Genomic DNA, 16,268 nt, shown 5'->3' with positions numbered 1-16,268 from the left:
ACCTTTGGCTAACCCCGTCCTGGCAGCTTGGGCTCAGGGGCCACGTCGCGTACCGGCTCCCCGGCAGCCTCGCCGCCCCTTCCCTCCTCGGGGCGGCGGGGTTCGCGGCCCGCTTGCTAGCGGAACCGCGCTGCTGCTTGCGGCAGCGCCGTGATCCGTGACACTGGGCCGATGACCCCGTCCTCGCCCTGGCTCGGCCCGAAGCCGCTTCTCCTCGCCTCCACCAGCCCGACTCGCCGCGCCCTCCTCGAAGGGGCCGGGCTCGCCGTCGAGACCGAGGCGCCGGAGGTGGACGAGCGCGCGGTCGAGGCGGAGAGCGCTGGCCTGCCGCCCGCCGACCTCGCCCGGCGGCTCGCCGAGGCCAAGGCCCTGGCGGTGGCGCGCCGCCGCCCGGACCGGATCGTCGTCGGCGCCGACCAGGTGCTAGCTCTGGATGGGCACGTCCTCCACAAGCCCACCGACGCCGAGGCCGCACGCGCCCAGATCGCTCGGCTGGCGGGCCGCACCCACCAGCTCCACGCCGCCTACGTGCTGGCGCACGGGGGCGCGATCGTGGCGGGCGGCGTCGAGACGGCGAGCCTCACCGTTCGTCCCCTCGATGAGCGCCAGATCGCGGCCTATGTGGCCTGCGCGGGGGAGGCCCGGGTCTGCGCGAGCGTCGGCGGCTACCAGCTCGAAGGGCTCGGCATCCACCTGTTCGAGGCGGTCGCGGGCGAGCACAGCACGATCCTGGGCCTGCCGCTCCTGCCGCTGCTGGCGCATCTGCGCGCCGACGGCTGGCTGCGGTTCTGAGGAGCGTTCCGCTTGGACGATCACCACGATCACGGCGCGCACGACCACCACGCGGATCACGGCTCCGGGACCGGGTCGGGCGTCCGCCGGCACAGTCATAGTCACAGCCACGGTCACAGCCACGGCGGCGCGGGGCACAGCCACGCGCCGGCGAGCTTCGGCACCGCCTTCGCGCTCGGCATCGGGCTGAACACCGCCTTCGTGGCGGTCGAGGCCGGCTACGGCTGGGCCAGCAACGCGATGTCGCTGGTGGCGGATGCCGGCCACAACCTCTCGGACGTGCTCGGCCTCCTCGTCGCCTGGACCGCCTCGGTGCTGGTGCGGCGGCGCCCGAGCGCGCGCTTCACCTACGGGTTGCGCGGCTCGTCGATCCTGGCCGCCCTGTTCAACGGGGTGTTCCTGCTCGTCGCGGTCGGCGCCATCCTGTGGGAGGCCGCCTGGCGCCTCGTCCATCCCGAGCCCGTCGCGGGCGTGACCGTGATGGTGGTGGCCGGCATCGGCATCCTGATCAACGGCCTTACCGCCTGGCTCTTCGCCTCGGGCGCCAAGGGCGACATCAACATCCGCGGCGCCTTCCTGCACATGGTGGCCGACGCCGCGGTCTCGGCCGGGGTCGTGCTGGCGGGCCTCGCGATCTGGCTCACGGGCTGGACCTGGATCGATCCAGCGGTCACCCTCGCCATCGGCGGGCTGATCGTCTGGGCGAGCTGGGGCCTCCTGCGCGACAGCGTGGCGATGTCGCTCGCCGCGGTGCCGCCCGGCATCGACCCGGAGGCGGTGGCCGCTTGGCTCCGTGCGCGGCCGAACGTGAGCGGGCTGCACGACCTCCATATCTGGCCGATGAGCACGACCGAGACGGCGCTCACGGCCCATCTGGTGATGGCAGGGAGCCACCCGGGCAACCACTTCCTCGTCGAGGCCGCGGAGGGCCTGCGCGCCCGCTTCGGCATCGCCCACGCCACCCTGCAGATCGAGGAGGCTGGCGGTCCGCCCTGCCGGCTCGACGCGGCCTGCCACCCGTGACCGGACCCTCTCGATGAGACGCGCCTTCGTCGTCGGACACCCGATCGCCCACTCGCGCTCCCCGCTGATCCACGGGCACTGGCTCGCCCTGCACGGGATCGCGGGCACATACGAGCGCGTGGACGTGGCGCCCGAGGGTTTCGCCGGCTTCGTACGTGATTTAGCCACCTCCGGATATGCGGGCGGCAATGTCACGATCCCACACAAAGAGGCGGCGCACGCACTCAGCGATGCGCTGACGCCGCGGGCGGAGCGCATCGGCGCCGTCAACACGCTGGTGGTCCGGCCGGACGGCACGATCCTGGGCGACAACACCGACGCGCCGGGCTTCGTCGCCCATCTCGACCAGAGCCTCGGGGCGGACTGGCCGGACCGCACCGGCGGCACCGCGCTGGTGCTCGGCGCCGGCGGGGCGGCGCGCGCCGTCGTCGTCGGGCTCGCCGAGCGCGGGCTCGCGCGGATTCGCGTCGCCAACCGCAGCCCCGAGCGCGCCGAGGCCGTGGCGGCGCTCGCGCCCGGAATCGCGGAGGCGCTGCCCTGGGCGGAGATCCCGGCCGCCCTCCACAACACGGGCCTCCTCGTGAACACCACCGCGCTCGGCATGAAGGGGCAGCCGCCGCTCGTGCTCGACCTCGCGCCCCTGCCGGCGCGGGCGGCGGTCGCCGACATCGTCTACGCGCCGCTGGAGACGCCGCTGCTCGCCGCCGCCCGCGCCCGCGGCCTCGCGGCGGTCGACGGTCTCGGTATGCTGCTGCACCAGGCGGTGCCCGGCTTCGAGACCTGGTTCGGCCTACGCCCAGCCGTGACGCCGGAGCTGCGCGCGGCGATCGTCGCCGATCTGGCATCGTGATGAGCGGCCCGCGCCGCCCCTTCGTGCTCGGCCTCACCGGCTCCATCGGCATGGGCAAGTCGGCGACGGCGGCGATGTTCGCGGCGCGCGGCGTGCCGGTCCACGACGCGGACGCCGCCGTGCACCGCCTCTACGGGCCGGGCGGCGCGGCGGCCACGGCGATCGGCGCGGCCTTCCCCGGCACCCTGGCGTCCGATGGTTCGGTGGACCGCGCCGCCCTGCGCGCGGCAGTGCTCGAACGGCCGGAGCGGCTGGCCGCGCTGGAGCGCATCGTGCATCCCCTCGTCGGGCAAGTGGCGCGGGACTTCCTCGCGCGCCACGCCGAGGCGCCACTGGTGCTCCTCGACATCCCGCTCCTCTACGAGACCGGGGGCGAGGGCCGCTGCGACGCGGTGCTGGTGGTCACCGCGCCGCCCGCGGTGCAGCGCGCCCGGGTGCTCGCCCGCCCCGGCATGACCGAGGCCGCCCTTGAGGCGATTCTCGCCAAGCAGATGCCGGACGCCGAGAAGCGGGCGAGGGCCGATTTCGTGATCGACACGAGCCGGGGCTTCGCCGTGGCGGAGGCCGAAGTGGACCGAGTGATCGCGGCGGTCGGTGGAACGGGCGCACGGGACGGGGAAACGTGTCCGGCTCCCGCCTGACGCCCGGGCCCCCTGACGCCCCGCCCCTCCGCAGGGAAGGCTGTGGCGGACGACACCCAGTCCTACGCCCGCCTACGCCGCGCACTCGGTTAACCCGGCCGCGCTTATCCGTTAGGCTCGGCCGGGCCACGGGTGCTGGACAATGCTGCGCGAAATCGTTCTCGACACCGAGACCACCGGCACGGACGCGAAGAACGGCGACCGCCTGATCGAGGTCGGCTGCGTCGAGCTCGTCAACCACGTGCAGTCCGGGCGCACCTTCCACCGCTACGTCAATCCGCAGCGGGCGGTGCATCCGGACGCCTTCGCGGTGCACGGGCTGTCCGACGCGTTCCTCGCCGACAAGCCGCTCTTCGCCGACATCGTCTCCGACTTCGTGGCCTTCTGTGGCGACGCCCCGCTGGTGATCCACAACGCGCCCTTCGACGTCGGCTTCCTCAACATGGAGTACGGCCGGCTGGGCGCTGTCGCCCCGCCGCCGATCCGGCTGGAGGACGTGGTCGATACGCTGATCCTCGCCCGCAAGAAGCATCCGGGCGCGGGCAACAGCCTCGACATGCTGTGCAACCGCTACGGCATCGACCGCAGCCGCCGCACCAAGCATGGCGCGCTCCTCGACGCGCAGATCCTGGCCGAGGTCTATGTCGAGCTGCTCGGCGGGAAGCAGACCGGCCTCGCCCTCGGCGCGGCCGTCGAGGAGCGAGGATCGGAGGCCGCGTCCGGCGAGGCGGGCCCGCGCGATCGCGGTCCCCGGCCGTACCGTGCGCGCCTCACCGCGGAGGAGCGTGCGCGGCACGACGCGTTCCGGGCGAGCCTGGGCGCGAGCGCGATCTGGTCGGAGTATATCGGGGCCGACGAGCCGGCCTGAGACGTGCCCGGCGCTCGCGTCGTTGCTGCACTGCGTCACGGCCTATTGCGGCGCACAACGAACATCCCATATCCATCCACCTGGATGGTGAGAGGATGGTTCGATGCTCGACCTGTCGATCGAGAGGCCGCTTGATCCGACACCCGAAGCGGCCCGGCCCGAGGGGCGCGCGCAGGCGCGGATCGGCGAGAGCGAGAAGATCACGATCAATCTCGGCCCGATCGATCTCGGCCATGTCGACCTGCTGGTGGCCGAGGGTGTCTACGCCAACCGCAGCGACTTCATCCGCACCGCGATCCGCAACCAGATCGAGCGCCACGCCGAGGTGACGCGCCAGTCCTTGGCGCGGCGCAGCGTGGAGCTCGGCCTGCGCCGGATCGCGCGCGCCGACCTGGAGGCTGCGCTGGCCGAGGGGCGCCGCCTCGACATCCGCGTGCTCGGCCTCGCCAGCATCGCGCATGACGTCACCCCCGATCTCGCCCGCGCGGCCATCGCCTCCCTGGAGGTGCTGGGCAGCCTGCAGGCCAGTCCCCCGGTCCGGGCCGCCCTCGCCGACCGGTTGCGCTGAGACGCGCACCAAAACCTTCGCCGCATCCCGCTCCACCGAACCGCGAGGCCCCCCCATGACCGACTCCGACCATCGGAGGCAGGCCCCTCTCGAGGCCATGTTCGAGGCGACGCGCCTGACGGGCCTCGGTCGCCTGGAGGAATCGACGGCGCTGATCCAGCGGACCCTGCTCGGTCTCGGCAACCGTCCGGCACAGGGCTCGGCCCAGAACGCGGCTCCTGCCGCTGCGCCTGCCGGCACCCCCGCCCTGCCGCCACCCGCACGGGGTACGGACACCCCGGGGGTGGCTTCCCCTGAACCCGCCCAGTCCGCGCTCTCGCCCGAGCGGGTGCGCGCGGCGGTCGAGGGCGTCGTGCGGGGGCTGGGGCGTGGCATGGCGCCGGTGCTGAAGGGTCTGGAGGGGCTCGGCCTCGACCACCTGCCCGGCTCGGCCCGAGCGCCCGGCCCTGCGCAACCGGCAACCCACACACCCGATCCGGGTCCCGGTGGCGGCTTCGCGGACGGTCACTTCGCCTGCACGGCGGGTGAGCGCGACTACAAGCTCTTCGTCCCGAGCCGGCCCCGCCGGCCCGCGCCGCTCGTGGTCATGCTGCACGGCTGCACCCAGACGCCCGAGGATTTCGCCCTGGGCACCGGCATGAACGCCCTGGCGGAGCGCGACGGGCTCTACGTCGTCTATCCGGGCCAGTCGCGCCGCGCCAACGGCCAGCGCTGCTGGAACTGGTTCGAGCCGCGCGACCAGGGCCGCGAGGCCGGCGAATCGGCGATCATCGCGGGCCTGACCCGCGCGATCATGGCCGAGCACGCGATCGACCCGGCCCGGGTCTATATCGCCGGCCTCTCGGCTGGGGGCGCCGCGGCCGTGAACGTCGCCCGCGCCTATCCGGACCTCTACGCGGCGGTCGGCGTCCATTCTGGGTTGGCGGCGGGCTGCGCCTGGGACCTCCCCTCCGCCCTGATGGCGATGCGGTCCGGCGCGGCGGGCAGCGAGGTTTCCGGCTCCGGGGGATCCGGGGGGCGCCTGCCGACCATTGTGTTCCACGGCGACGAGGACGGCACGGTGAGCGCCCGCAACGCGGATCTCGTCCTGGCACAGGCGGGGATCGCGGACCTCGACGCCGCGCCCGAGCGCATCCGGGCGGAGGGGCATCCCTACACCCGCACCCGCTACCGCGACCGGTCCGGCCGCGTCCTGGTGGAGGATTGGCGCGTGCGCGGGGCCGGCCACGCTTGGTCGGGCGGCAGCCCGCGCGGCAGCTACACCGACCCACGCGGGCCGGACGCCTCCCGGGCGATGCTCGACTTCTTCGCCCAGCACCGGCTGCCGGATCGGATCTGAGAACAGCGTGCTCTAGACGGGCAGATTGTCGATGAGGCGCGTGCGGCCGAGATAGGCCGCCGCCAGGACGCGGGCCGGTCCCGCGACGCGGGCCACGGGCTCCAGCGTGCCGGCGTCGCAGACCGCGAGGTACTGCACCCGGAAGCCCGCCGCTTCCAGCTCGGCGATGCCGGAGGCGCAGGCCTCCGCCGTCTCGGCCCCGTTGCGCGCGGCGGCGGCCACGGCGGCGAGCACCGCGTGGAGCCGCGGCGCGGCGGAGCGCTCCTCCGGTGTGAGGTAGCGGTTGCGCGAGGAGAGGGCGAGGCCGTCCGCCTCGCGGATCGTCGGCACGCCGCGGATCTCGATGCCCATGTCGAGATCCGCCACGGCGCGCCGGATCACCTGCAGTTGCTGGAAATCCTTCTCGCCGAACAGCGCGACGTCGGGCCGGACCTGATTAAGGAGCTTCGTCACCACCGTGGCGACGCCCGAGAAATGGCCGGGCCGGAAGGCGCCGCACAGCCCGTCCGTCAGCCCGGCGACCTCGATGCGGGTGGCGAAGCCCGGCGGGTACATGGTGACGACCTCGGGCGTCCAGGCGGCGTCCGCGCCGGCCTCGGCGAGGCGGGCGAGATCGGCCTCCACGTCCCGCGGGTAGCGGGAGAAGTCCTCGCTCGGGCCGAACTGGGTCGGGTTCACGAAGATGCTGACGACAGCCCGGCCCTCGCGCCGGGCCTCCGCCACCAGGGCGAGGTGGCCGGCATGCAGCGCACCCATGGTCGGCACCAAGACGACCCGCTCGCCGGCCGCGCGCCACGCCGCGACCTGCGCCCGCATGGCGTCGGGATCGGAGAAGCGGTGCGGCGGCAGGGGGGAACGCGACACGGGACAGGGCTCCGGCTCGGACGGTGCCGGTGACTTAATCCGCCCTTCCGTGCCGCACCAGCCCGCCCGTCGGCGGTGACCTCATAGGAGCATCCCCTCAGGGACAGTACGGCAGCACGGCGCGGTCGAACGGGTCGTCCCAGCCGAGCGGCGGGGTGAAGCCGTAGTAGCTCGGTTTGCCCAGGCCGTAGGCCGACCCGACATAGCTCGGATCGCCGGGCGCGTTCGTCGGTACCGGCACCCGCCGCGGCACACAGCCGACCGGCGCGGGGATGGGGGCGGCGCAGCGCGGCACCACCTCGTCGCCCTCGCCGCGGGGGAAGTAGCGCGGCGCGCCGCAGCGTGGTCCGGCTCCCGCCGGAACGGGAGGTCGTCCGAGGAGGTCGGCCGCGCCGAGGGGCGAGGCCCCGAGCAGAAGGAGGCCGAGGGCGAGGTGCGCGCGCATCCGTTCCTGAACCTCACCCGCGCCCCGCTCCGGCATCCCGCCGAACCTGTCGGGATCGAGGTAAACGCGCGGTTAACCCTCAGATCAGCGCGGCCGTGCGCGCGCCCAGCGCCCGCAGGAGGTCGTCGGGGCGGATGCGGATCTGGAGCCCCCGCCCGCCGCCGTTCACGTAGACCTCCTCGCGGATCTCCCCCTCCGGCGCCAGGGAGCCGGCATCGACCAGGGTCGGCACCGCTTTCTTCTGCCCGAGCGGGCTGATGCCGCCGACATGGTAGCCGGTCAGGCGCTCGGCGTCGGGCACCTTGAGCATCGCGGCGGCCTTGCCCCCGAAGGCCGCGGCGACCCGCTTCATGCTGACCTCCTGGTCGGAGGCGACGAGCAGGCAGACCGGCTTGCCGTCCACCGCGGCCATCAGGGTCTTGAGTACCCGGTCCGGGCCGACGCCGAGCGCCTCGGCGGCCTGGAGGCCGATGCGCGGCGCCTCCGGGTCGTAGGCGTAGGCGTGCAGGCTGTAGGGGATGCCCAGCCTGTCGAGCGCCCGGGTGGCGGGTGTGGCCTTGGCCATGGGGTTCAGGATCCTGCGACGCGCGCCGTGACGATCCGGCCGATCTCGGCATGAGGCGCGTCGCGCGCCTCGACCGGCCCGTCCAACCCGGTGATGTAGACCGTCGCGATCAGTGGCGCACGCCCCAGCGGGCGCAGCAGGGCCACCGTGTTGGCGGTGCCGTTCTCGCCGGTTCCGGTGCGGTCGCCGACCGTCCAGGCGGCGGGCAGGCCCGCGCGCAGGCGCTTCAGCCCGGTGCGCGATTCGACCATCCAGCCCTCCAGCCGCGCCCGGGAGGCCGGGGCGAGGCCGTCGCCCAGCAACAGCCGGTCGAGGGTCGCGGCCATCGCGGCGGGGGTCGTGGTGTCGCGCGGGTCGCCCGGGATCGCGGTGTTCAGGTCGGGCTCCGTGCGATCGAGGCGGGTGGTCGCGTCGCCCTGCTCCCGCAGGAAGGCGGTGAGCGCCCCCGGGCCGCCGAGCGCGGCGAGCAGGAGGTTCGCGGCAGTGTTGTCGCTCCAGAGGAGCGCGGCGGCGCAAGCCTCCTCCACGGTCATCGCGGTCCGGCCGCCGGCCGCCTCGACCTTGGCGCGGGCGACGGGCGCGTAGCTCTGGAGGTCCTCCGGGCCGAGCGGCAGCGCGCGCTCCAGGCGCTCGGCCCCCCGCTCGACGCGCGCCAGGATCGCGGCGGCGGCGAGCACCTTGAAGGTGCTGCAGAGCGGGAAGCGCTCCTCCGCGCGCAGGGACAGCAGGGTCTCGCCGATCGCGGTGTCGCGCAGCGCCACGCCGACGCGCCCGCCGACCCGTGCGGCGAGCGCCGCGAGGCGCGCCGCGGGCGCTGCCTCCGGGCCAGCCGCCTGGAGCGGCCCTGTGGCCGCGAGTGCGAGACCGCCGCCGATCCAGCCGGAGACGCCGCGGCGCGTGGGCCCCGAACCCAGATGGGTCATGATCCGTCCTCCCCCTTCAAGCCGCCACGGCGGCGCGTCATTCTGCACCGGGTCTCCGCCGCGACGGTGCCGTGCCGCACGCCGCGCCGCGGGGTGTGGTAGAGCCCGCCCGGGTTCCGGGAGCAACGGCGCATGGACGACCAGAGCACCATCTTCGCGCCGGCGAGCGGTTTCGGGCGGGCGGCGGTCGCGGTGATCCGGCTCAGCGGCCCGGCCTGCGCGGCCGTGCTGACGACCTTGAGTGGAACGCTGCCGCCGCCCCGCCGCCTCGCCCTGCGGACCCTGCGCGACCCGGGGGACGGCGCCGTGCTCGACAAGGCGCTGGTCTGCTGGATGCCGGGACCGGGCACCTTCAGCGGCGAGGACATGGCCGAGCTGCACCTGCACGGCGGCGCCGCGGTGCGCGCCGGCGTGATCCGGGTCCTTGCCGGCTTGCCCGGCTGCCGCCCGGCCGAGGCCGGCGCCTTCACGCGGCGCGCGGTGCTCAACGGCCGCATGGACCTCACCGAGGCCGAAGGGGTCGCCGACCTGATCGAGGCCGAGACGGCGGCCCAGGCCCGGCAGGCCCTGCGGCAGCTCGACGGCGCGCTCGGGCGCCAGGTCGAGGCGTGGCGGGAGGAGATTCTCACCTGCCTCGCGGGCGCCGAGGCGGCGCTCGACTTCTCCGACGAGGGCGACGTGGACGACGCGGCCCTCGACCGGGCCCTGATCCGGCGGGCGGCGGCGGTGCGCGACGCGGTCGCGGCGGCGCTCGCCGACGGGCGCCGGGGCGAGCGCCTGCGCGAGGGCTACACCGTGGTCCTCGCGGGCGCGCCGAATGCCGGCAAGTCGACGCTGCTCAACGCGCTGAGCCGGCGCGACGCGGCGATCGTCTCCGACCGGCCCGGCACGACCCGCGACGTCATCGAGGTGCGGCTCGACCTCGGCGGCCTCCCCGTGCTGCTCGTGGACACGGCCGGCCTGCGCGAGACCGAGGACGCGCTCGAGGCGGAGGGCATCGCCCGCACCCGGCGCCGGATCGCTCAGGCCGATCTCGTCGTGCTGCTCGACGCGGGGGACGGGGCGAAGACGCTGACCGAGGCGGCCGAGATCCTCCGCGTGCGGACCAAGGCGGATCTCGGCGTGGCGGCGGACGCCGCCGGCACGCTCGCGATCTCGGCGCTGACCGGCTCCGGGATGGACGCCCTGCTGGAGGCGATCCGGGCGCGGGCGGAGGCGGCGATCGGCGGCGAGGGCATCGTCACCCGCGAGCGCCACCGGGAGGCCCTCACCCGCTGTGCCGCCCATCTCGACCGGGTCGTCGGGGCCGGCGCGGCGGCGCCGCCGGAACTCGTGGCGGAGGATCTCCGGCTCGCCGCCCGCGCGCTCGGCGAGGTCAGCGGCCGGGTCAGCGTCGAGGCCGTGCTGGACCGCTTGTTCTCCAGCTTCTGCATCGGAAAGTGACAAGCGAGGCGCGAGGCCGGGCCGGTATGGTGAACCGTTCGTTTCACGTGAAACGAACGGCTTTCGGTCGCCACCCGGTCAGTAGGGCGACATCAGCTTCAGCACGAGCAGCGCGACGAGGCTGAGGATCGCGATCGGTATCTGCAGCGGGCGCAGCCGCGCGAAGAAGAGCGGCGCCTCGCCCCGGCGCGCCGCGATCGGGTCGAGGATCGCGATCGCCACGAAACCCGCGATGAGCATGTCGAGGGCGATGTCCTGCTTGCCCTGGATCACCCCCGTCAGGAGGGCGCCGAACCCTAAGCAGAACAGGCCGAGCATCGTGGCGATCTGCGCCACGGTCGGGCCGCCCTCGGTCCGGAAGCTCACGCCGCGGCGGACGCCCGAGAGGAACAGCAGGATCGCGGCGCCGTACAGGATGGTGACCAGCGTGATCAGGAAATCGAGCGCGCCCCGCTGCCACCACGCGCCGGCCGCGCCGGCCACGAAGGGCAGCATCGGCCCGTAGCCGAAGACGACGCTGAGCCAGGGCGTCTCGCGCGGCTCCTCGGTGATCAGCGTGCGGCCGGTGGCATTCTCGAGCATCTGGGCCTCGGGCTGGAGCGCTCTCCGTCGCCGCGGATGCCGGTTCGGCGCGGGAGCGCGGCAAGACAGGTGCCTCGGGCCGCGTCCGATCGGAGCGGCCCGAAGCGGGCATCTCGGGCGCAACAGGCCCGGACTGCTAGGGTTCCGGGTCTCGACATTTCGTGAGGCCGGGTCAAGCCGGCTCAGGCCGGGTGAGGCGCGGATCGGGCCTGACGCCGCCGGGATCGCCGGCCTGGCTCGGGCGTGGCGTCGAGCCAGACGACCAGCGCCAGCGCCGCGAGGGCGGGCGCTCCAAGCGCCAGGAACGACCCGGTCCAGCCCAGGAGCTGTTGGGCGAGCCCTCCGTACCACGCCGAGAGGGCACCGCCGATGCCCTGCACCGCGTTGAGGGCGCCGAGCGCAGTCTGGGTGCGGCCCGAGCCCCAGGTCAGGTCGGCGACCACGACCGGCACCGCCACTCCGACGATGCCGGAGCCGACGCCGTCGAGGATCTCGGCGAGGATCAGCCAGTACGGGTCGTCGATGAAGGCGGAGAGCGCCGCGCGCACCGGCAGCACGGCGATGGCGAGCATCAGGAGCTTGCGGCGCCCGCTGCGGTCGGCGAGCGAGCCGGCGAAGAGGGCCACCGGCACCATCACGAGCTGCGCCACCATCACGTAGCGCGCGGTCCAGCTGGTCGCGTCGGCGGCGGTCGCCACCAGCTTCTGGCCGAGCAGCGATAGCATGCCGCCGTTGCCGAGGTTGAACAGGGCCAGCGCCACCGCCAGCACCAGGAGCTTGCGGTTGCCGAACACGCTCATCAGGCCGGCCCGCTGCGGCTTGTCGTCCGCATCCTCCTTCCAGCCGACCGCCCGGCGCTCGTTGTAGCAGTGGCCGGGCGTGGTCGCGGTGGCGACGATCGCCAGCACCGCCATGCCGCCGAGCACCCAGAAGGCGACCGCCGGCCCGAACCAGCCCGTGCCCAGGCTGATCAGCCCGGCCGCCAGCAGGATGCCGAGATGGTTGAAGGCCTGGTTGCGGCCCTGCTGCTTCGGGAAGCGCTCCTTGCCGACGATTCCGAGCGTCAGCGCGGTCACGGCGGGCAGCAGCAGGGTCCCGCCGGCCGCCGCCAGCATCTGCGCCGCGAACACTCCCGGCACGCTGCGGGCCGGGAGCAGCAGCAAAGTCCCGCCGAGGATCGCCGCGCAGGCGATGCCGATCAGGAGGCGCGGGCGCCCGAGCCGGTCGACCAGGGCCCCGAAGGGCCCGCTGAGCAGCAGCGCGCCGACACCCACGAGCGTCGTGACGAAGCCGACCCGCGCCGGGCTCCACTGCGCCGCCTCCGCGAGCCATGTCCCGAGAAATGGCCCGAGCCCGCCCTGGATATCGCCGGTGAAGACGTTGATCAGGGCGAGGTGATGGGTGGCGAGCATGCGATCCTGGGGTTCCGGCGTCAGGGGCGGGACCTGTGCCGCGCTGCCGCACGGTCAAGCCCGGCCGCGGCGGGGTGCGGCCAAGTGCGGCGAAGGGGCCACGCCGAAGCGTGGCGGCGCTGGGAGGAACGCCGGAGGGGCCGAAACGGACCCATCGAACGGTCCTTTCATCGGCAACTTGGATCGGCGCACGAAAAACCCCGGCCGCGGGTGGGGCCGGGGTTGTGAGGCTCGTCGGACCGTCGCGCGGCGGATCAGGAGGCGAGCGGGCCGCCGGCCTGCTGCTGGGCCTCGAAGGCGCGCTGGCGGTAGAGACCGACGAAATCAATCGGGTCGATGTAGAGGGGCGGGAAGCCGCCGTTGCGCACCGCCTCGGCGACGATCTGGCGCGCGAAGGGGAAGAGCAGGCGCGGGCACTCGATCATCACTGCCGGGTGCATCTGGTCGTCCGGGATGTTGAGCATGCGGAAGATGCCGGCATATTTCAGGTCGAAGGCGAACAGCACCTCGTTGTTGACCTTGGCATCGCCCTCCAGCGCCAGCACCACTTCGAAGTCGGTCTCCGAGAGCTGCTGCGCGTTGACGTTGACCTGGATGTTGATCTGCGGGCCCTGGCCCTCCTGGGGCTGGAGCGAGCGCGGCGCGTTCGGGTTCTCGAACGACAGGTCCTTGGCGTACTGCGCCAGCGCGTTGATGGTGGGCGGAGCCTCGCCCTGCGGCGCGCCGCCGTTGCCGTTCGGAGCCGGAGAGTCGGCCATGGCGGTTATCCTCCTCAAAGTGTCGCGCCGGCGCCGGGGCCGGACACCGTCGTGCGAAGCGCGCCGGGTATTCGGGGCCGCGCGGCCCGCGCTTCGGGCGGGCTGGCCGCTAACATGCCCGTTCCACTGGAACAAGCGAGCAGGCCGGCGCCGGGTCGCCGTCGTCACAAGTCGTCCCTCACAAGTCATCCCTTCGGACGACAGGCCGCGGGCGACCGAGGTGACGCGACGCACGGAAGCGGGCCGGGGCGGCTGGAACCGGCCGGGCCTTCGTCCCATATGGCGGAGATCGTCAGGGCCTCGCGTCCGGCGAATCCGGCTCGCACCTCGCGCGGCGGTCGGGTAAGAGCAGTGTCGTGCGACGTCTGCCCGGTCCACGGTGCGGCGTTCCGCGGGGGACTCTCACGGGGCGCCGCGGGCTAGGTTCTCACGGATCCCCGCGCGGAATTCTCTGGACGCCGGCCCGCAATGGCCGGCACTCGGATCGGTGATGCAGGATACCTTCGACCTCACGACCATCATCTTCCTGGCGCTTGCGGTCTTCGTGATCTGGCGCCTGCGCTCGGTGCTCGGCCAGAAGACGGGGACCGAGCGCTCGCCGTTCAAACCGGTGGAACGGGGCCGCGCGGAGCCGCAGGCCCGCAGCGAGGGCGACAACGTGGTCCGCCTGCCCGGTGCCGACCGCGCCTCGCCCGAGCGGACGCAGGCGCCGCCCGCCCGCGATTGGCGCGGCATCGCCGAGCCCGGCTCCGCAGTCGCCCGCGGGCTGGAGGCGGCCGTTCAGGCGGAGCCGAGCTTCGACCCGCGCGCCTTCCTGGAGGGCGCCAAGAGCGCCTACGAGGCGATCATGATCGCCTTCGCCAAGGGCGACCGGAAGACCCTGCGCAGCCTGCTCTCCAAGGAGGTCGGAGAGGCCTTCGAGGGCGCCATCGCCGAGCGCGAGCGCAATCGGCAGACGCTGGAGACCACCTTCGTGTCGATCGACAAGGCCGAGATCGTCGCGGTCGAGGTGCGCAACCGCGTCGCGCAGATCACCGTGCGCTTCCTCTCGAACCTGATCACCGCCACCCGCGACGCCAACGGCGCGGTCATCGACGGCAGCGCCGAGACCGTGGTCGAGGTGCCGGATGTCTGGACCTTCGCCCGGACGCTCGGCTCCCGCGACCCGAACTGGCAGCTCGTCGCGACCGAGGCGGGCGCCTGATCCCCCGTGTGACGCGGTGATGCCACGCCCAAGACGCGGAGGGCGCCTTCTCAGCGCCGCCCTCCTGACCGGAACGCTCCTCGCCGGCCCGGCCGCCCAAGCGGCCGGGCCGCTTCGCGTCGGCGGCGCCGTGCTGGAGCCGGTCGCGACCACGTCGCTACCGGGCTTTCCCGGACCCGACCCGGCCGCCGCCCTCGACGCCTTCCGGCGGGTCTGCGCGGCGCCCGCCCCCGCCGCGCCCGTTCCCCCAACCGCCACGGGCTCGGCGCCGGACCTCGCCGCCGCCTGCGCGCTGGCGGCCGACGCGCCGCCTGAGCGGGCCGGCGCCTTCTTCGCCGAGCGCTTCGACGCCTACCGGGTGGTGCGCCCGGCCGAGGGCGGCGAGCCGGAGCGTCGCGCCGGCTTCCTCACCGGCTATTTCGAGCCGGAACTCGCGGGCTCGCTCACCCGCGCGCCGGGCTACGACGCGCCCGTCCTTGCCCGGCCAGACGATCTCGTCAGCCTCGCACCCGGCGAGGTGCGGCCCGGGCTCGATCCCGGCTTGCGGGCGGGCCGCGCGGTCGGCGAAAGGTTGGAGCCCTATCCGGACCGCGCCGCGATCGAGGATGGTGCCTTGGGCGAGCGCGCCCGCCCGCTGCTCTGGCTGCGGGATACCGTCGATCTTCTGGTGCTGCAGGTCCAGGGCTCGGGGCGGGTGCGGCTGCCGGACGGCAGCGGCGTGCGCGTGCTCTACGACGGGCGCAACGGCCGGCCCTACACGGCGGTGGCCAAGCTGATCGTGCAGGAGGGCCACCTGCCGCTGGAGGGGCTGACGCTCGCCCGCTGGACGGCCTGGATGCGGCAGAACCCAGAGATCGCCCGCCGGCTGATCCGCGCCAACGCCTCCTACATCTTCTTCCGCCTCGCCCCCGTGGCCGATCCGGCGCTCGGGCCGCAAGGGGCGGCCGGCGCGCCGCTCAGCCCCGGCCGCAGCATCGCGGTCGATGCCAATCTCTGGCGCTACGGCCTGCCGTTCTGGCTGGAGGGGCGCCTGCCGGGCGCGGCGACCTCGGAGACCGGCCGGCTGGTGGTCGCGGCCGATACGGGCTCGGCCATCGTCGGTCCGGCCCGGGGCGACCTCTATCTCGGCACCGGCGCGGAGGCCGGGATCGCCGCCGGCAACCTGCGCGACGCCGTCGGCTTCGTAGTGCTGCTGCCCAAGGCCGCCCCGCCGGCCACCGAGCCAGAGCGCTGAGGAGCCGCCATGCGCCGCCCGCGCCGCTCCCCGACGCTCACCGGCGAGGAAGCCCGCCTCTGGGCCGAGATCGCCAAGCTGATCACGCCGCTGCGCGGCCGCGGCCGGCCGAAGGCGGAGCCGGCTGCGAAGATGGAGCCGGCCAAGCCCTCCGTCGGCACGGCCGCGAAGAGTGCGGCGAAGAGTTCCGTCCGCATGCCGGTCCCTCCCACCGCGGGTGCCCTGGCCCGGGAATTCGCGGAGGAGTTGGCGGCGACCGCGCCCGCAAAACGCCCCGCGCGCGCCGCGACCGTCAAGGTCTCCAAGGCTCCGACGGTCCCACGCGATCCCGCGCCCGGCGCGTCACCGGCGAAGCCCGCGCCGCGGCCCCCGAGCGCCGCCCCCTACCAGGCGCCACCGCAGGCGCCGCGCCCGCCGGCCGGACTGGACCGGCAGGCACGCCTCGCCCTGCGGCGCGGCACCCTCGCGGTGGAGGCGCGCATCGACCTGCACGGCATGATCCAGAGCGAGGCGCACGCGGCGCTTACCGGCTTCCTGATGCGCGCCCGCGCCGCCGGCCACGCCCACGTCCTCGTGGTGACGGGCAAGGGCGGAGAGGGTTTCGCCGATCCGTTCTCCGAGCGCGGCGTCCTGCGCCGCAGCGTGCCGCACTGGTTGCGCGGGCCGGACCTGCGCGGCCTCGTGCTGGGCTTCGAGGAGGCGGCCCGCCACCACGGCGGCGGGGGCGCCCTCTATGTCCGGCTCCGGCGTCGCTGAG

At 74.2% G+C, this 16,268-nt stretch carries 18 protein-coding genes; 11 read left to right on the top strand and 7 right to left on the bottom strand.

Annotated features, from left to right (window positions below; genetic code table 11):
• Nucleotides 1–171: 171 nt before the first annotated feature.
• From DK427_RS03890 to DK427_RS03860, 7 genes are all read left to right on the top strand, one after another.
• The gene (locus tag DK427_RS03890; protein ID WP_109950124.1) at nucleotides 172–792 is read left to right on the top strand and encodes a Maf family protein; all 621 of its coding nucleotides are present in this window, start codon (nucleotides 172–174) and stop codon (nucleotides 790–792) included.
• 12 nt (nucleotides 793–804) lie between these two features.
• A complete protein-coding gene (locus tag DK427_RS03885) occupies nucleotides 805–1,815 on the top strand; it encodes a cation diffusion facilitator family transporter (protein ID WP_109950123.1) in 1,011 nt (336 codons plus the stop codon).
• A gap of 13 nt (nucleotides 1,816–1,828) precedes the next feature.
• Nucleotides 1,829–2,665 carry a shikimate dehydrogenase gene (locus tag DK427_RS03880; protein ID WP_109950122.1) on the top strand — a complete coding sequence of 279 codons (837 nt, stop codon included), beginning with the start codon at nucleotides 1,829–1,831 and terminating at the stop codon, nucleotides 2,663–2,665.
• A complete protein-coding gene (gene coaE / locus DK427_RS03875) occupies nucleotides 2,665–3,306 on the top strand; it encodes a dephospho-CoA kinase (RefSeq protein ID WP_109950121.1) in 642 nt (213 codons plus the stop codon). The genes DK427_RS03880 and coaE overlap by 1 nt, the downstream gene beginning before the upstream one ends.
• 142 nt (nucleotides 3,307–3,448) lie before the next feature.
• Nucleotides 3,449–4,174: a DNA polymerase III subunit epsilon gene (dnaQ, locus tag DK427_RS03870; protein ID WP_109950120.1), complete on the top strand. Its 726-nt coding sequence runs from the start codon at nucleotides 3,449–3,451 to the stop codon at nucleotides 4,172–4,174.
• 103 nt (nucleotides 4,175–4,277) lie between these two features.
• Nucleotides 4,278–4,742 carry a CopG family transcriptional regulator gene (locus DK427_RS03865; RefSeq protein ID WP_162559646.1) on the top strand — a complete coding sequence of 155 codons (465 nt, stop codon included), beginning with the start codon at nucleotides 4,278–4,280 and terminating at the stop codon, nucleotides 4,740–4,742.
• 55 nt (nucleotides 4,743–4,797) lie between these two features.
• A complete protein-coding gene (locus DK427_RS03860; RefSeq protein WP_109950119.1) occupies nucleotides 4,798–6,081 on the top strand; it encodes an extracellular catalytic domain type 1 short-chain-length polyhydroxyalkanoate depolymerase in 1,284 nt (427 codons plus the stop codon).
• Between the two features lie 12 nt (nucleotides 6,082–6,093).
• Here the strand turns inward: DK427_RS03860 and panC are convergent, their stop codons facing one another.
• The 4 genes from panC to bla all read right to left on the bottom strand — a co-directional run bounded on the left by panC (nucleotide 6,094) and on the right by bla (nucleotide 8,869).
• Nucleotides 6,094–6,945 carry a pantoate--beta-alanine ligase gene (panC, locus tag DK427_RS03855; protein ID WP_281276975.1) on the bottom strand — a complete coding sequence of 284 codons (852 nt, stop codon included), beginning with the start codon at nucleotides 6,943–6,945 and terminating at the stop codon, nucleotides 6,094–6,096.
• A 97-nt stretch (nucleotides 6,946–7,042) separates the two neighbouring features.
• On the bottom strand, nucleotides 7,043–7,390 hold the full coding sequence (locus DK427_RS03850) for a hypothetical protein (protein WP_109950118.1): 348 nt from the start codon (nucleotides 7,388–7,390) through the stop codon (nucleotides 7,043–7,045).
• 79 nt (nucleotides 7,391–7,469) lie between these two features.
• On the bottom strand, nucleotides 7,470–7,955 hold the full coding sequence (gene ybaK, locus DK427_RS03845; RefSeq protein ID WP_109950117.1) for a Cys-tRNA(Pro) deacylase: 486 nt from the start codon (nucleotides 7,953–7,955) through the stop codon (nucleotides 7,470–7,472).
• A 5-nt stretch (nucleotides 7,956–7,960) separates the two neighbouring features.
• On the bottom strand, nucleotides 7,961–8,869 hold the full coding sequence (bla, locus tag DK427_RS03840; RefSeq protein ID WP_425452590.1) for a class A beta-lactamase: 909 nt from the start codon (nucleotides 8,867–8,869) through the stop codon (nucleotides 7,961–7,963).
• Nucleotides 8,870–9,010: 141 nt separating this feature from the next.
• Between bla and mnmE the strand changes: the two genes are divergently transcribed.
• Nucleotides 9,011–10,321 carry a tRNA uridine-5-carboxymethylaminomethyl(34) synthesis GTPase MnmE gene (gene mnmE, locus DK427_RS03835; protein WP_109950115.1) on the top strand — a complete coding sequence of 437 codons (1,311 nt, stop codon included), beginning with the start codon at nucleotides 9,011–9,013 and terminating at the stop codon, nucleotides 10,319–10,321.
• Between the two features lie 78 nt (nucleotides 10,322–10,399).
• Here mnmE and DK427_RS03830 read toward each other — a convergent pair whose 3' ends face one another.
• From DK427_RS03830 to secB, 3 genes are all read right to left on the bottom strand, one after another.
• Nucleotides 10,400–10,903, bottom strand: coding sequence for a DUF3429 domain-containing protein (locus DK427_RS03830; protein ID WP_109950114.1), 504 nt, complete (start codon nucleotides 10,901–10,903; stop codon nucleotides 10,400–10,402).
• A 182-nt stretch (nucleotides 10,904–11,085) separates the two neighbouring features.
• The gene (locus DK427_RS03825; protein WP_109950113.1) at nucleotides 11,086–12,315 is read right to left on the bottom strand and encodes an MFS transporter; all 1,230 of its coding nucleotides are present in this window, start codon (nucleotides 12,313–12,315) and stop codon (nucleotides 11,086–11,088) included.
• 254 nt (nucleotides 12,316–12,569) lie between these two features.
• The gene (gene secB, locus DK427_RS03820; protein WP_109950112.1) at nucleotides 12,570–13,073 is read right to left on the bottom strand and encodes a protein-export chaperone SecB; all 504 of its coding nucleotides are present in this window, start codon (nucleotides 13,071–13,073) and stop codon (nucleotides 12,570–12,572) included.
• A gap of 490 nt (nucleotides 13,074–13,563) precedes the next feature.
• On the opposite strand from secB, the gene DK427_RS03815 reads away from it, so the two are divergent.
• Genes DK427_RS03815 through DK427_RS03805 form a run of 3 tightly spaced genes read left to right on the top strand, consistent with a single transcriptional unit; the run spans nucleotide 13,564 to nucleotide 16,267 of the window.
• Nucleotides 13,564–14,277 (top strand): Tim44/TimA family putative adaptor protein, encoded by a 714-nt coding sequence (locus DK427_RS03815; RefSeq protein WP_109950111.1) that lies wholly within the window; start codon nucleotides 13,564–13,566, stop codon nucleotides 14,275–14,277.
• Nucleotides 14,278–14,296: 19 nt separating this feature from the next.
• Complete coding sequence (gene mltA, locus DK427_RS03810) at nucleotides 14,297–15,511, top strand: murein transglycosylase A (RefSeq protein ID WP_109950110.1); 1,215 nt, start codon at nucleotides 14,297–14,299, stop codon at nucleotides 15,509–15,511.
• Between the two features lie 9 nt (nucleotides 15,512–15,520).
• Nucleotides 15,521–16,267: a Smr/MutS family protein gene (locus tag DK427_RS03805; protein WP_109950109.1), complete on the top strand. Its 747-nt coding sequence runs from the start codon at nucleotides 15,521–15,523 to the stop codon at nucleotides 16,265–16,267.
• The last annotated feature ends 1 nt before the right edge of the window (nucleotide 16,268 follow it).

This window comes from Methylobacterium radiodurans (assembly GCF_003173735.1).
Lineage (GTDB): Bacteria > Pseudomonadota > Alphaproteobacteria > Rhizobiales > Beijerinckiaceae > Methylobacterium > Methylobacterium radiodurans.
The sequence above is the reverse complement of the archived record's forward strand: the minus strand, read 5'-3'. Positions and strand labels throughout refer to the sequence as shown.